The organism is Acetobacter garciniae, assembly GCF_017377735.1.
GTDB lineage: Bacteria > Pseudomonadota > Alphaproteobacteria > Acetobacterales > Acetobacteraceae > Acetobacter > Acetobacter garciniae.
On record NZ_JAFVMH010000001.1, the window covers coordinates 625,427 to 639,693 of the forward strand.

At 64.7% G+C, this 14,267-nt stretch carries 17 protein-coding genes; 12 read left to right on the forward strand and 5 right to left on the reverse strand.

Going from position 1 to position 14,267, the window contains the following annotated elements:
• The first annotated feature begins 89 nt into the window (after positions 1–89).
• The 3 genes from J2D77_RS02745 to J2D77_RS02755 are packed head-to-tail and all read left to right on the forward strand — an operon-like array spanning position 90 to position 1,535.
• Positions 90–608 (forward strand): hypothetical protein, encoded by a 519-nt coding sequence (locus tag J2D77_RS02745; RefSeq protein WP_207844735.1) that lies wholly within the window; start codon positions 90–92, stop codon positions 606–608.
• A 49-nt stretch (positions 609–657) separates the two neighbouring features.
• Positions 658–984, forward strand: a complete 327-nt coding sequence (moaD, locus tag J2D77_RS02750) for a molybdopterin converting factor subunit 1 (protein WP_331000163.1) — start codon at positions 658–660, stop codon at positions 982–984.
• 50 nt (positions 985–1,034) lie between these two features.
• Complete coding sequence (locus J2D77_RS02755; RefSeq protein ID WP_207845005.1) at positions 1,035–1,535, forward strand: molybdenum cofactor biosynthesis protein MoaE; 501 nt, start codon at positions 1,035–1,037, stop codon at positions 1,533–1,535.
• 63 nt (positions 1,536–1,598) lie between these two features.
• Here the strand turns inward: J2D77_RS02755 and J2D77_RS02760 are convergent, their stop codons facing one another.
• The gene (locus tag J2D77_RS02760; protein ID WP_207844736.1) at positions 1,599–2,867 is read right to left on the reverse strand and encodes an adenosylmethionine--8-amino-7-oxononanoate transaminase; all 1,269 of its coding nucleotides are present in this window, start codon (positions 2,865–2,867) and stop codon (positions 1,599–1,601) included.
• A gap of 127 nt (positions 2,868–2,994) precedes the next feature.
• Here J2D77_RS02760 and J2D77_RS02765 point away from each other — a divergent pair, with 127 nt between their 5' ends.
• Genes J2D77_RS02765 through bioD form a run of 3 tightly spaced genes read left to right on the forward strand, consistent with a single transcriptional unit; the run spans position 2,995 to position 6,337 of the window.
• Positions 2,995–4,176, forward strand: coding sequence for an aminotransferase class I/II-fold pyridoxal phosphate-dependent enzyme (locus tag J2D77_RS02765; RefSeq protein WP_207844737.1), 1,182 nt, complete (start codon positions 2,995–2,997; stop codon positions 4,174–4,176).
• Entirely contained in the window at positions 4,176–4,862 is a 687-nt protein-coding gene (locus J2D77_RS02770; RefSeq protein WP_230975415.1) for an alpha/beta fold hydrolase, read from the forward strand. The genes J2D77_RS02765 and J2D77_RS02770 overlap by 1 nt, the downstream gene beginning before the upstream one ends.
• A complete protein-coding gene (gene bioD, locus J2D77_RS02775) occupies positions 4,859–6,337 on the forward strand; it encodes a dethiobiotin synthase (protein ID WP_207844738.1) in 1,479 nt (492 codons plus the stop codon). The genes J2D77_RS02770 and bioD overlap by 4 nt, the downstream gene beginning before the upstream one ends.
• A gap of 111 nt (positions 6,338–6,448) precedes the next feature.
• Here bioD and lexA read toward each other — a convergent pair whose 3' ends face one another.
• Both lexA and J2D77_RS02785 read right to left on the reverse strand, forming a co-directional pair.
• Positions 6,449–7,102 carry a transcriptional repressor LexA gene (lexA, locus tag J2D77_RS02780; protein WP_207844739.1) on the reverse strand — a complete coding sequence of 218 codons (654 nt, stop codon included), beginning with the start codon at positions 7,100–7,102 and terminating at the stop codon, positions 6,449–6,451.
• 101 nt (positions 7,103–7,203) lie between these two features.
• Entirely contained in the window at positions 7,204–8,478 is a 1,275-nt protein-coding gene (locus J2D77_RS02785; protein WP_207844740.1) for a molybdopterin molybdotransferase MoeA, read from the reverse strand.
• A gap of 68 nt (positions 8,479–8,546) precedes the next feature.
• Between J2D77_RS02785 and rpmG the strand changes: the two genes are divergently transcribed.
• Positions 8,547–8,714: a 50S ribosomal protein L33 gene (gene rpmG / locus J2D77_RS02790; RefSeq protein ID WP_003623017.1), complete on the forward strand. Its 168-nt coding sequence runs from the start codon at positions 8,547–8,549 to the stop codon at positions 8,712–8,714.
• Positions 8,715–9,018: 304 nt separating this feature from the next.
• Here rpmG and J2D77_RS02795 read toward each other — a convergent pair whose 3' ends face one another.
• Positions 9,019–9,348, reverse strand: a complete 330-nt coding sequence (locus J2D77_RS02795) for an FtsB family cell division protein (protein ID WP_207844741.1) — start codon at positions 9,346–9,348, stop codon at positions 9,019–9,021.
• A gap of 168 nt (positions 9,349–9,516) precedes the next feature.
• Positions 9,517–10,797, reverse strand: a complete 1,281-nt coding sequence (eno, locus tag J2D77_RS02800) for a phosphopyruvate hydratase (RefSeq protein ID WP_207844742.1) — start codon at positions 10,795–10,797, stop codon at positions 9,517–9,519.
• 179 nt (positions 10,798–10,976) lie between these two features.
• Here eno and J2D77_RS02805 point away from each other — a divergent pair, with 179 nt between their 5' ends.
• From J2D77_RS02805 to J2D77_RS02825, 5 genes are all read left to right on the forward strand, one after another.
• Positions 10,977–11,453, forward strand: a complete 477-nt coding sequence (locus J2D77_RS02805) for a DUF3429 domain-containing protein (protein ID WP_207844743.1) — start codon at positions 10,977–10,979, stop codon at positions 11,451–11,453.
• Between the two features lie 173 nt (positions 11,454–11,626).
• Positions 11,627–12,598, forward strand: coding sequence for a glycine oxidase ThiO (gene thiO, locus J2D77_RS02810; protein WP_207844744.1), 972 nt, complete (start codon positions 11,627–11,629; stop codon positions 12,596–12,598).
• 13 nt (positions 12,599–12,611) lie between these two features.
• Positions 12,612–12,809, forward strand: a complete 198-nt coding sequence (gene thiS / locus J2D77_RS02815; RefSeq protein WP_207844745.1) for a sulfur carrier protein ThiS — start codon at positions 12,612–12,614, stop codon at positions 12,807–12,809.
• Positions 12,810–12,812: 3 nt separating this feature from the next.
• Positions 12,813–13,589, forward strand: a complete 777-nt coding sequence (locus J2D77_RS02820; RefSeq protein WP_207844746.1) for a thiazole synthase — start codon at positions 12,813–12,815, stop codon at positions 13,587–13,589.
• The gene (locus tag J2D77_RS02825) at positions 13,586–14,242 is read left to right on the forward strand and encodes a thiamine phosphate synthase (RefSeq protein ID WP_207844747.1); all 657 of its coding nucleotides are present in this window, start codon (positions 13,586–13,588) and stop codon (positions 14,240–14,242) included. The genes J2D77_RS02820 and J2D77_RS02825 overlap by 4 nt, the downstream gene beginning before the upstream one ends.
• Positions 14,243–14,267 lie beyond the last annotated feature (25 nt).

Genomic DNA, 14,267 nt, shown 5'->3' on the forward strand with positions numbered 1-14,267 from the left:
AGGCGTCAGGGCCAACTGGCGCGGCACCGTCCGCACTGCGTGACGGCCGGTGTGCGTAAGCGTGAACGCACGAACAAGCGGAGTGAGGTATGCGCAAGGCCGCCCTTCTGGGTTTGAGCGTGTTGGTGGGCGGATGTTCGGGTTTTGGCAAATTCCTGTCTGACACGGTCACCTTGCCTGGTGATAACCCGAATACGCCAAGCGGGTCCGACCTGAACATGCGGCGGGTGCGGGGGTTTTTCGTTGCTGAACCGCCCGTGCTGCCGCAGGCGGGCAATGTCTGGCCCGGTCCGCCCCCGCCGCTGCCTTCGCTGGCCGATGTGGCCCGCCAGCGCGGCACAGCGCCGCTGGAAAATCAGCCCCAGATGTCCGACGGGCAGGAAATCAGCATCGGCCGGCAGGAAAAAGCCGGTAACGCCCCCATGGGCAGCGGCCCCTTGCCACTGCCCAATCCCGTCTATCACGAAACGATCAAGAATACGGATACAGGCAGCCAGTCAGGCCCCGCCACGATCGAAATCCCCAATGGCGATGGCACGGTCACCATTATCGCGCCGGATGGTTCGATCAGCACCCGCGGGCAGGCCCGGACTGCCGCGCCGCACTAGGTGCCGCGGCTGACTTCATGCATCCCGGCCGGGGCGGAATGATATGGCAGTGGACGGCACCCGGCCTTATGGCGCATATCCGCCCGGTAGCGAGACGGAACAGGTCGGGATCATGACAAGCACGGTAACTATCCTGTATTTCGCCGCCCTGCGCGAGCAGATCGGCCGGGAAAGCCAGGTGGCCACCCTTCCCGCAGGCGGCATGACCGTTACTGCCCTGCTGGCACAGCTTGGGCAGCAGGACCCGCGCGTGGCCGGTGCGTTCGCGGCGGAACCACGGCTGCGCGTGGCCATCAACCAGACATTGGGCGGGTTGGAACAGATCGTGCGGCCCGGGGACGAAGTGGCGGTTTTTCCGCCCATGACCGGGGGATGATATCCATGAGCGTGCCAGGGGCGGGCGTGCCAAAGGTGGGCAGCCCGGAGATGGGCAGCCCCGAGTTGGACAGCCTTGGGGCGGGCATCCACGTAGCCGTGCAGGAAGCCCCTTTCGATACCGCCAGCGAGATCGCGCGTCTTTCTGCCCTTTCGGATCGGACAGGCGGGGTAGGGCTGTTTTTCGGCCAGGTGCGCGGCGGCAACGGCCTGGTCAGCCTGACGTTGGAGCATTATCCCGGCATGACGGAAAAAATCCTTCACGCCCTGGCGCATGAGGCAGTCCAGCGCTTCGGCCTGCTCGGCTGCACGCTGATCCATCGCGTGGGAACATTGCGGGTGGGGGAAGCCATTGTGTTCGTGGGCGCCAGCGCGGCCCATCGCGGTGCGGCATTGGACGCAACGGCCTTCCTGATAGACCGGCTCAAGACCGGCGCACCGTTCTGGAAAAAGGAAGAATTCGCTGACGGTCACGCATCCTGGGTCGCCGCGCGGGAAGAGGACGAACACGCCGCCCGTGCCTGGTCACAGGACACGCCACCACCCGCCTGAAAGGGGCCGGGTTCCAGCCCCACCCTTGTGGCGGGCGATTGCGGCAGGTTTCCCTTTGGGCGTTCAGCCGCCCAGCACCGTGCGGATTGCCCCGGTCAGCTTGTGCAGTTCTGCCTCCGAAATCGTGAAGGCGGGGGTCAGGTAGATGATATTGCGGAAGGGACGGATCCACACGCCCTGGGCAATAAAGCGCTGACGCAACGCCTCGGGGTCCGTGATGGCCTGCATTTCCACAACGCCTATGGCGCCCAGGGTACGTACATCCACCACGCCTGGCAGGCTGCGGCAGGGTTCAAGCTGCTCGGTCAGGACGGCGTTGATGGCCGCCACCTGTTGCAGCCGGGGCTGGCTTTCGAACAGGTCGAGCGAGGCATTGGCGCAGGCACAGGCCAGCGGATTGGCCATGAAGGTGGGCCCGTGCATCAGCGCGTGTTCGGGGTTGTCTGACAAAAACGCCTCGAACACATGCCTGCGTGCGATCGTTGCCGCCAGCGCCATGGTACCCCCGGTCAGCGCTTTTGAAAGGGCGACGATATCGGGCACGATTCCGGCCTGTTCACAGGCGAAAAACGTGCCCGTGCGGCCAAAGCCCGTAAAAATTTCATCCACGATCAGCAGGATGTCGTAGCGGTCGGCGGCGGCGCGCAGAATGCGCAGGACTTCGGGCGCGTGGAACAGCATGCCGCCCGCCCCCTGCACCAGGGGTTCGACAAGAATGGCGGCCAGTTCATGGGCGTGGCGTTCCAGCAGGGCGTGAAATTCCCTGCTGCTGGCCTCGTCCTGCGGCAGCGGGGCAATGACCTGGCGTGCCAGCGCGCTGCCATAGAGATGGTGCATGCCTTCTTCGGGGTCGCATATGGCCATGGTGCCCAGCGTGTCACCATGATAGCCGCCCTTGAAGGCCAGCATGCGGGTCCGCCCCGTTTCCCCTTTGTTCAGCCGGTACTGAATGGCCATTTTCATGGCGACTTCGACGGCGACAGATCCCGAATCCGAAAAAAACACCCGCTCCAGGTCCCCGGGCAGCCGGGCGCACAGGCGTTGCGCCAGTGTCAAGGCCGGTTCATGCACCATGCCGCCGAACATGACATGCGGCATGGTGGCAAGCTGGGCGGTGGCCACTTCGCGGATATGCGGGTGATTATAGCCGTGGCAGGCCGTCCACCACGCGGCGACCCCATCCACAAGTTCACGCCCGTCAGCCAGCGTGATCCGGCTGCCCTGTGTCCGCACGGCGGCAAGCGGGGGGGAGGCTGTCTGCATCTGGCTGTACGGTAGCCAGATATGCCCGCACCCTTGCTGGTACCATGCGGGCAGGGGGGAGGTGGTCATGGCTGCTCTCTTCTATGCGTTAAAGGGGCCGGAAGGGGGTTGGAAAGGGGACGTTGCTGCGGGCAGGGTGGTGCGGACGCACCGGGGTGATTGACCTTGGGCGTGGGCTCCGGCACCAAGTCGGGTCATGATGCGGTTCGATGATCTTTTTCTCAAAGGGCTGGATAGCTTGGCAGGGCAGGGCCGTCTACGGTCCTGCCGGTCGTGGCATGGGGCGGGGCCGGGGCTGCTGCGCGCCGACGATGGCACCGTGCTGGTCGATTTTTCCTCCAACGACTATCTGGGCCTGCGCACACATCCGCTGCTGGCCGAACGCGCCGGCACCTGGGCGCGCGAGGAAGGCAGCGGCAGCGGTGCATCGCGGCTGGTGACGGGCACGTCACCCCTGGTTGCCGGGCTGGAACGGCGCGTGGCGGAACTGAAGGGCATGCAGGCGGCCCGGCTGTTTTCCTCTGGCTGGCAGGCCAATGCCTCCGTCGTGCCGGCTCTTGCGCGCCTGTCCGTGCAGGAGACGGGGGCACCTGCCATTGCGCTGGTGGACAAACTCATTCACGCCAGCCTTTACCAGGGCTGTGCTGCGGCCGGGCTGCGGCCGCACAGGTTCCGGCATAATGACATGGCCCATCTGCAAACGCTGCTCGAACAGGTGCAGGGGCCAGGGCTGCGCATCATCCTGACCGAAAGTGTCTTCAGCATGGATGGGGACCGGGCGGACCTGCAGGCCCTGCACGACCTGGCCCGCCGCAACAACGCGTTCCTGTGCGTGGACGAAGCGCATGCGACCGGCATCCTGGGCGAAGGCGGCAAGGGGCTGGTGGCCGGGCGGGCCGATCTTGTCATTGGCACTTTTTCCAAGGCGCTGGGCAGCATGGGGGCTTTTGTCGCGGCGTCCGATCCGGTCTGTCGCTGGCTTGAAAACGCGGCTTCGGGCTTTGTGTTCTCGACCGCACCTTCGCCACTGGTTCTGGGCGCTGTGGATGCGGGCCTGGACCTGCTGCCCGGCATGGATGCAGCCCGCGCCCATACCGCCAGCCTGGCGGAGGCATTTCGCGCGCATATGCGCCGTGCCGGGCTGGACGTAGGCCCATCCACCACCCAGATCGTGCCCGTGCTGATCGGGGGGGAGACAGAAACGCTGGCCCTTGCGCGCGCTGTGGAACAGGCGGGTTTTCTGGCCGTCGCCATTCGCCCGCCCACAGTCCCGCCCGGTAGCTGCCGCCTGCGCGTTGTCCTGCACGCCCACCATACCCGCGCGCAGGTAGACGCACTGGCCGCCGCCATCGTGGCCGCCCGCAAGGCAATGGGTTGATGCAGCCCATGCGCGCGCTTTTCCTGCATGGCTGGGGATTCGGGCCGGATGTCTGGGTACCTGTGCTGGACAGGCTGGGCTGGAACGGGGTGATGACGCCGGATCTGGGCTTTCTGGACGCTGTGCGGCCCCACGCGGATGAAGCCCTTGAGCGGATCAGGCAGGACGGGTGCCCGGTGCTGGCTGTGGGGCATTCGCTGGGCTTTCTCTGGCTGGCCAGCCAGGACGGATGGCCAGCGGGCAGCAGGTTTGTGGGCATAAATGCGTTTGGCTGTTTCGCCGCCCGCGCGGACTTTGCGCAGGGCACGGCCCCCCGTATTCTGGCCCGCATGCTCAAGGGGCTCCAGACCGATGCAAGGGACGTCGTGAATGCGTTTCGCACCACTTGCGGGGCAACGGCACTGCCCACGGATTGCCCGGTGAATACCGACCACCTGCGCGTGGGGCTGGATATGCTCATGCAGGCAGATGCGCGCAAGCGCCTGGCCAGCATGGCGGAAGGCATAGGCGTGCTGGGCGGGCGGCAGGACAAGGTCGTGCCACCGGCCATGCTTGCGGCCTCCCTCCCGCCTGAGACCACTATCGAATGGCTGGAGGGCGGACACCTGCTACCCCTGACGAACCCCGATGAGTGCGCGCGTTTTCTACGCGGGATGGCGCGGCACATGGAGCAGCCCGGCGCATGACCCCCACCCCTTCCACACCTCGTGCGGCCCTGATCGGGCGCAGCTTCGACAATGCCGAGCGTTACGACACGGCGGCCGTGGTGCAGCGCCTTTCAGCCGGGGAACTGGCTGCGGAGATAGCGCACGCCCTGGCCGCCGGGGCATGGCCTGCGCATGAGGCAGAGCATGGTCCCGCACGTATTCTGGAAATCGGCTGTGGCACCGGCCTGCTGACCGAGCAGTTGCATGCCCGCTGGCCCCAGGCCGAGATCGTGGCCACGGATTATTCCCCCCGCATGGTTGCCCGCGCCCGCGACCGGATGGCGGCCTTCCTCCCTGATCGTCATCGCGCGATGTTCCACGTCATGGACGCGACCCGGCCGGATGTGGACGGGCCGTTCGATGTCATTTGCGGCAACATGGTGCTGCAATGGCTGGAAAACCCGGCCGAGGTGCTGCAAAAACTGGCAGTCTTGCTGGCACCGGGCGGCTTGCTTGGCGTATCCACCCTGCTGGGGGGCACATTTGCCCAATGGCGCGCGGCATGTGCTGCCGAAGGGGCGCAGGCGGCTACTCCGACTTACCCGAATGCGAAGACCGTGGCGGGCTGGACGCCTTATCCCTGTTCCGGCGCATGGCGGGTTGCGCGCTACGAGCAGGTTTTCCCCACCGGGCTGGATTTCCTGCGGCACCTGAAGACCACGGGCGCTGCCGTCCCGCGTGAGGGGGGCGGTCGCCTGTCCGTGGGCCAGATCAGGCGCGCGGCCGACCGGCTGAATGCGGGGGGCGGGGCCATAAGCTGGGAACTGGCCTATGGCTGTTTTCGCCGCCCACCGCGCCAGGGGGTTTTTGTCACCGGAACCGATACGGGGGTGGGTAAAACCCTGATTTCGGCCTGCCTGGTCCAGCGCTGGCAGGCACTGTACTGGAAACCCCTGCAAAGCGGGCTGGCGGAGGACGAAGGCGATACGGCCACGGTCGCACGGCTGGTGCCCGGTGCGCATTGCTTCCCCCCCGCTGGCGCTTACCAGGCACCCCTTTCCCCACAGGCGGCAGCCCGTGCCCAGGCGGAACAGGTCGACCCGGCCCGTCTGGCTCTGCCGCTTGCCGAACCCCACCGGCCCCTGGTGGTGGAAGGGGCAGGGGGGCTGATGGTGCCCGCCACGGATGAGATGATGATGATCGACCTCGCCGCCCTGTGGGGCCTGCCCGTGGTGCTGGTGGCCCGCAGCGGGCTGGGCACGCTCAACCATACTTTGCTCAGCCTGGGGGCCTTGCGCGAGCGGGGCATTGCCGTGGCAGGCGTGGTGCTGAACGGTCCAGCCAACCCCGAAAACCGCCGCACGATCGAGAGCCTGGGCAAGGTCCGCATTCTGGCTGAAATCCCCTGGTGCGAAGACGTCACACCCCGCACGCTGGCCGAACTGGCAGCGCGGCTTCCGTCATGGGAGGAAACATTTGCCCCTTCATGGCCCGGCGGGCGAACAGGCACGTGAATGGGGGCGCTCGCGGTGTGGGAGTTCGGTCGGCATCGAGCGTGACAATACGGCACATGCGACGGCAGACGGGCCCATGACACTATGGGCACGAAAATACCGCCTGCGCGCTCAGTACTGCCGCAAAAGCCCTGCCAGCACGCCCTGAATCCGCAGCCGGTCGGCGGGCACGATGCGGGTTTCATACTGGGCGTTGGCGGGTTCAAGGGCGATCATGCCGCCCTTGCGGCGCAACCGCTTCAGGGTGACTTCGTGCTCGTCGATAAGGGCTACGACGATCTGCCCGTTTTCGGCCTGGTCGGATTTGCGGATAATGACATGGTCACCGTTGAGAATACCGGCATCGGTCATGGAATCGCCGCTGACCTCAAGCGCGTAGTAATCCCCATTGCCGAGCATTTCGGTCGGCACCGTCAGGTTCGCGACGGGGTCGGCCAGGGCTTCGATCGGCAGGCCCGCGGCAATGCGGCCGTAAAGCGGTACCCTGACCAGTTCCGTCCTGGGGCGGGTGAAGCTGCCCCTGATCACGTTGGGGGGCAGGTCCTCGACGGATTCGGGCAGTTGCAGCACTTCCAGCGCGCGGGCGCGGTGGTGGTGCCTGCGCAGGAAACCGCGTTCTTCCAGCCCGGAAATCAGCCGGTGAATGCCCGATTTCGAGCGCAGGCCCATGGCTTCGCGCATTTCATCAAAAGAAGGCGAAAACCCCGTCTGCTTAAGGTGCGTGTCAATGAAAAGAAGCAGCTTGTGCTGTTTGCGAGTCAGCATTGTCGCACCCCGGCGAGACGATTGAACATTCTGGAAAACCAGATTTTGTTCTATGTAAGTTCTCGTTTTTTGTCAATGCTTTCGCGCAGGGTCGTATGTTTTCACCCCAGCCGTATCATGTGGCACATCGTGCCTGCATCCTGTGCGGGGGCGTGGGGCGGGCGCAGCACAAGTGCCTGACTTTGCGCCAGAATATTAAGCTGTGCCGAATCCTGCCGGGCAAAGGGGGTGACCCTTGGCAGCCCGCCTTGGGGGTCTTCGCACAGGGTGGCGCGCAGGAAATCCTGGCGTTCGTCGTTCTCGCGCACGGCGCTGGCCAGAATGGCGGCCTCCGTCTGGGGCTGGGGGGAAACATGCATGCCCATCATGGCCTGGATGGCGGGTACGACGAACACGACCGAACAGACAAAGGCCGCCACCGGGTTGCCCGGCAGGCCAATGACCGGCGTATTGCCCAGCCGCCCCGAAAGCAGCGGCTTGCCCGGGCGCATGGCAATTTTCCAGAAATCCAGCGCAAGCCCCACCTCGTCCAGCGCGCTGCGCACCAGGTCGTAGGTGCCCACACTGGCCCCGCCGATTGTCACCAGCATGTCCATCTGCCGGGCGTGGGCAAGGCTCTGCGCAAGGCTTGCGGTGTTGTCACGTGCAACGGGCAGCATAATGGCCTCGGCCCCTGCCTGATCCAGAAAGGCGCTGACCATGAAGGCGGCGGAATTGAACACGCCGTCTTCGGCAATGGGGTCACCCGGCAGGGTAATTTCGTCACCCGTGGCCAGAACGCCCACGCGGGGGCGGCGTGCGGTTGGCAGCCACACATGCCCACCCGCTGCCGCCAGCCCGATATCGCGCGCCCCGAGTCTGCGCCCGGCCCGAACCAGCACGTCGCCCCGGTCGAAATCCTGCCCGCGCGCACGAATGAACTGGCCCGGCTTGCCCGGCTGCGAAAGCGTTATCCGGTCCCCCTCGCGCACCACATTTTCCTGGATGATGATGGTATCCGCCCCATCGGGGATCTGGCTGCCGGTGAAAATGCGCACACATTCGCCAGTCTGCACTGTCTGCCCTGACGGATGACCGGCCGGGGCCTCGCCCACCACGCGCAGCACGGCGCCGGGGTTGGTGTCTGCCGCACGGGCGGCGTAGCCATCCATGGCGGAGACACCAACCGGCGGATTGGCGCGCCGCGCTGGCAGGTCCTGGGCCAGAACGCGGCCGCAGGCCTGGGTGAGCGGTGTGGTTTCCTGCCCGCAGAACGGTATGTTTTCAAGGATTCGGGCGCGTGCGGTTGCCACATCGAGCATAAAATGGTCCCCTTTTGGTGTCCGTGGTGCTGCTTTGATGCAAGAAAGCTTGACCTTTTTCTTTTGTATGCGCATTTTGCGCCCAACTGAACACCGCCGGAGCCGCATGCCCGGTTCCGCAATCCTGTCCTGCTGAGGAAGCCATGGCCAAGACCAACGTTATCAAGATCCGTCTCGTTTCTACGGCGGACACCGGATACTTCTATGTGACCAAGAAGAACGCCCGCGCGCATACGGGCAAGATGGAACTGAAGAAGTACGATCCCGTGGCGCGCAAGCACGTCGTGTTCCGCGAAGCCAAGATCAAATAAGATCGGTCTTTATCGGGGCGGTTGACGCCCGGATCGGAACGGCGCCGCAAGGCGCCGTTTTTTGTTGCGCGCAGGGATGGAGATACAGCCGCGCTGGCATAGAGCGTGGTGTTTTGCTTGCTCACGGTTGCGCGCTGCAAAATTTTCAATCCGGCCGTTCAGCCTCGAAAACCCCGCATGCCGAGCATCGTTGTTTGAGGGCTGTCTGAGGCAGTCTCATAGCAGTGGCGGGGAGGTGCACACAGAGCCCACCAGCGGGACGGCATACTGCCGGGGGGGAGAGCGCGGGGAAAGTGCCGGCGGCTTAAAAGAGCGGGGCGCGCCTGTCATAGGGAATGACGATATCGTTCTTGTCGGCCATGTTCAGCATGGCGCGTGCGCGTTCATCCAGGATATCGGCGTCGAGCGATTGTTCCTTCAGCCCGTTCACGCGCCTACGCCAGATCGCCTGTTCGCTCAGCGCGTCCTGGTGGGCCTGTTGCGCCTGGGCCAGAAGCCCAAGCTGCTCGTGATAGGCGTGCATGCCGTGTTCACCCTGTGTGGCGTTCCAGCCGAAATAGCCGGTAATCCCCAGGAACACCATGGGTGGGACAACAGCCCGGATAACTCGACGGATGATACGACCAATCTGCACTTCGGGTTCGCCTACGGTAAAGAACCATCCACTCTATAACGCATTAGTCGTTTTAATCCATAACGCCATGCACGTACAAGTGATTTCGTACCCCGAACCATTGTCCCGCCGTTTTACAGGCGGTTATAGGGTTTCGGGGTGCTGGTCTGTGCGGTGTCCGGGCCGTTTTCAGGCCGTTTTCAGGATGGAATAGCCCGCATATTGCGCGGCGGTGACCAGTTCCTGCTCGATGCGGATAAGCTGGTTGTATTTCGCCGTACGGTCCGAACGCGAAAGCGAGCCGGTCTTGATCTGCCCGCAATTCGTGGCCACGGCCAGGTCGGCAATAGTGGAATCTTCCGTCTCGCCCGAACGGTGGCTCATCACGGCGGTGTAACCGGCGCGGTGGGCCATGTCGACCGCCTGAAGGGTTTCGGTCAGCGTGCCGATCTGGTTGACCTTGACCAGCAGGGAGTTGGCGATCTTGTCCTTGATACCACGGCGCAGGCGCTCGGGGTTGGTCACGAACAGGTCGTCCCCCACAAGCTGCACCTTCTGGCCCAGGGTCTGGGTCAGCAGGGCCCAGCCTTCCCAGTCGTCCTCGGCCATGCCGTCTTCGATGGAGACAATCGGGTAACGGCCCACAAGATCGGCCAGGTAGGCGGCCATGCCAGCGGAATCCAGGCTCTTGCCTTCCCCTTCCATGACGTAGCGGCCATCGCGGTAGAATTCCGTGCTGGCGCAATCCAGCGCGAAGGTCACGTCCTGCCCGGGGCGGTAGCCGGCGGCTTCCACCGCGCGGGTGATGAAGCCCAGCGCATCATCGGCGGATTTCAGGCTTGGGGCGAACCCGCCTTCATCCCCCACGTTGGTGTTGTGGCCAGCAGCGCTAAGCGCCTTCTTGAGCTGGCTGAAAATTTCAGAACCCCAGCGAATGGCGTCAGCCACCGTGGGCGCGCCCACCGGCTGGATCATGAATTCCTGAATGTCGATCGGGTTGTCGGCATGCTGGCCGCCATTGACGATATTCATCATCGGCACCGGCAGGATATGCGCGAACGGGCCGCCAATATAGCGGTAGAGCGGCATTTCCAGTTCCGCGGCCGTCGCCTTGGCCACGGCCAGGGACACGCCCAGAATGGCGTTCGCACCCAGGCGGCTTTTGTTGGGGGTACCATCGAGATCGATCATGGCGTTGTCGATATCGATCTGGTCCGAGGATTCAGCGCCCTGCAGGGTGGGCAGAATTTCGGTTTCGATATTCTCCACAGCCATGAGCACCCCTTTGCCGCCATAGCGCTTGGGGTCCTTGTCACGCAGTTCCACGGCTTCATGCGCGCCGGTCGAGGCACCGGATGGAACAGCCGCGCGGCCCTTGGCGCCGGACGCCAGTTCGACGTCGACCTCCACCGTGGGGTTGCCCCGGCTGTCCAGAATTTCACGCGCGATGATGTCGACAATGGCACTCATGGTATTTCCGTTCCTGATGGCTTACGGGTTCGGGGGATGCCCCAACCGCCTTATTCTTGGTTTCTGACGGAGCAGACCGGAATCGCTATTCCGTGCGGTTGCTAGTGGCCTCCTGTTGGGCTTTGCTGTCAACACCGCGATGGCGAAAACACGATATTCACGGAGCAGGATCCCAAGCAATGAAGAAACTTCCCTTTCTGGCCGTGGTTCTCATGCTGGCGGGTGTTGTTCCCTTCGTGGCGTGCAGCGCGGGCATTGTCTTTTTCGACTCTGGCGTGCCCGTGCCCAATCTTCTGATGATGCTTGTCACCTATGGCGCGGTTTCCCTTTCCTTCATGGGTGCCGTGCACTGGGGGCAGGCCTTGCAGACCGATCGCCTGATCATGACAGCCGGGGCGGACGAGGTGGATAACCTGCGCCTGGCCCTGGGTGTGGTGCCCGCCCTGGTCGGCTGGGCCGCGGCCTGCATGGCCTATGCCTGGGTGCCGCTGGCCGGTATCGCCCTGCTGGTGGTGGCGTTCGCACTCATGGCGGTGTGCGAACGCAATGCCTGGCGCAGGGGCTGGCTGCCCGCAGGTTATATGGGCGTGCGCTGGATCGTGACCGCCGTGACGGAATGCTGCCTGGTCATGGTGCTGCTGGTGCGCGCGTTCTGATTAAAGCCGCATTCCACGCACGCCTTGTTCGCAACGGCTCAATCACGGGGCAGGCCGGGTCTGGCTTTGGCCGGGCATGGGCCATGCTGTGCGCCGGGGCGGATGTGGTATAACAGCCTGCCTGCGGGGTGCGGTCTTGTCGAGACGATACAACTGGGACAGAGATCAGGCTTATGAACGCTAAACCACGTATTCTGGTAAAAGGGGCAGGGGTTGCGGGAATGACCGCCGCCGTCACCCTGGCCGAACGGGGCGGGGACGTGACCCTGGTCGATCGCGCGGGCCGGGTCGGGGCCGGTGCGTCCTGGATGGCGGGTGGCATGCTTGCCCCCTGGTGCGAGGCAGAGTCCGCACCGGCGGAGGTCACGGCCCAGTCGGTCGATTCGGTGGACTGGTGGGCAGCCCATGTGCCCGATGTCACGCGTGAGGGCAGTCTGGTGCTGGCCCCCGCACGTGACGTGGGCGAAATAGCACGCTTCGGGCGGCGCACGTCGCATTTCACGCAGGTGGGGGGGGCTGAAATTGCCGAACTGGAGCCGGATCTGGCCGGGCGTTTCCAGAAAGGCCTGTTTTTTGCGGATGAAGGGCATGTAGACCCGCGCCGTGCGCTGGAAGCACTGGGCGACAGGCTGCGCCATCTGGGTGGGCATGCGAACATGGATGACGCCCCGCCCGACGATAACGCGTTCGACTGGGTGGTGGATTGCACCGGCCTGAACGCCCGCAACACGCTGGAAGGCCTGCGCGGCGTGCGGGGTGAAATGCTGCTGCTGCGCTGCCCCGACGTGGTGCTGCACCGCCCCGTGCGCATGCTGCACCCGCGTATTCCGGTCTATATCGTCCCCCGTGCCGATCATGTGTTCATGGTGGGGGCGACCATGGTGGAAAGCGAAGATGCCGGTGGCATGACCGTGCGCTCCATGATGGAACTGCTCAACGCCGCCTGGACACTGCATCCCGGCTTTGCCGAGGCGGAAATTCTGGAAATGGGCGTGGGCCTGCGCCCGTCCTACCCCGACAACATGCCCCGCGTGCGCAGGGATGGGCGGCATGTTTTCATCAACGGCATGTACAGGCACGGCTTCCTGCTTTCTCCCGCCCGCGCGCGGGAAGCGGCCGACCTGATTTTTGGCGCCCAGGGTTAAGGAGCAACGACCGATGAAACTTGTGGTCAATGACGAGACGCACGAGGTGTCGGCCCGCACGCTGGCGGCCCTGATCGATGAACTGGGCTATAGCGGGGCGCGTATCGCAACCGCGCTGGACGGGGTGTTCGTGCCCGCCCCCCAGCGTGAGCGAACACCCATTATCGAAGGCATGCGGGTGGAAATTGTCGCCCCCATGCAGGGGGGATAACCCATGAGCGCGGAATTTTACGGCACGACCCTGTCTTCACCTTTGATGCTGGGCACCGCGCAATATCCATCCCCCGATATCCTGCGCGCCGCAGTCCTGGCGGCGCAGCCGGGGGTGGTGACGGTCTCGCTCAGGCGCGAAGGGGCCCGCGCGCGCGCGGGCCAGGCGTTCTGGTCGCTGATCCAGGAACTGGGCGTGCCCGTATTGCCCAACACCGCAGGGTGCCACACGGTGAAGGAAGCCGTGACCACCGCCCATATGGCGCGTGAGGTCTTCGGCACGGACTGGATCAAGCTTGAGGTGATCGGGGAACAGGATACCCTCCAGCCTGATGTGTTCGGCCTGGTCGAGGCAGCACGCATCCTGGCCGAAGACGGGTTCAAGGTCTTCCCCTACACGACGGAAGACCTTGTGGTGGCCGAACGGCTGATGGCTGCGGGCTGCGAGGTGCTGATGCCCTGGGGCGCGCCCATCGGGTCGGGGCGGGGGCTGAACAATGTCTTTGGCCTGCGGGCCCTGCGCGCGCATTTTCCCGGTGTGCCGCTGGTGGTGGATGCGGGGATCGGCGTGCCTTCCCACGCGGCGCAGGCCCTTGAACTTGGGTATGACGCGGTGCTGATCAACACCGCCGTGGCCAAGGCGGGGGACCCCGCCCTTATGGCGCGGGCCTTCCGCCTGGCGGTGGAGGCCGGAGCCCTGGCCCGAACCGCCGACCCTATGGAAGAGCGGGATATGGCAGCCCCGTCCACCCCGCTTGCAGGAAAGGCATTGCTCGGATGAATTCGCCTCTTTCAACCGCCCCCCATGCTTCGGCCGAGGCCCTGGCCCGCGCCATTCCCCAGCCGATCAACCCCGTGGTGGATTCCGCCGCCTGGGTGGAACGGCTGGGCCGTGCCGGGGCGCGCTTTATCCAGTTGCGGCTGAAAGACCTGCCCGCCGCCGCCCTGCTGGCCGAAATACGCAGCGCGCATGCCAGTGCGAAGGAACTTGGCGTGTGCCTGGTGCTGAACGATTACTGGCAGATCGCGCTGGATGAAGGGATCGACTACATCCATCTGGGGCAGGAGGATCTGGATACGGCCGATCTGCCCGCCATTCACAAGGGTGGGCTGCGGCTGGGCGTTTCCACCCATTGTCATGAGGAACTGGCGCGCGCCCTGGCCTGCAAGCCCGATTACGTGGCCCTTGGCCCCATATGGGAAACCAAGCTGAAAAAAATGGCCTTCGGCCCCCAGGGCACGGAACGGCTGACGGAATGGCGCGAAATGATCGGCCCCATGCCGCTGGTGGCCATTGGCGGCATTACACTTGCGCGCGCGGGGGCCTGTATCGCGGCAGGGGCGGATTGCGTTGCCGCCGTGTCGGATTTTATCCGCCATCCCGACCCCGAAGGCCAGGTAAAAGCATGGCTGGCCGCAACCACCCGTAGCTGAAGGCAGCCCTGTTACAGAAGGCCCG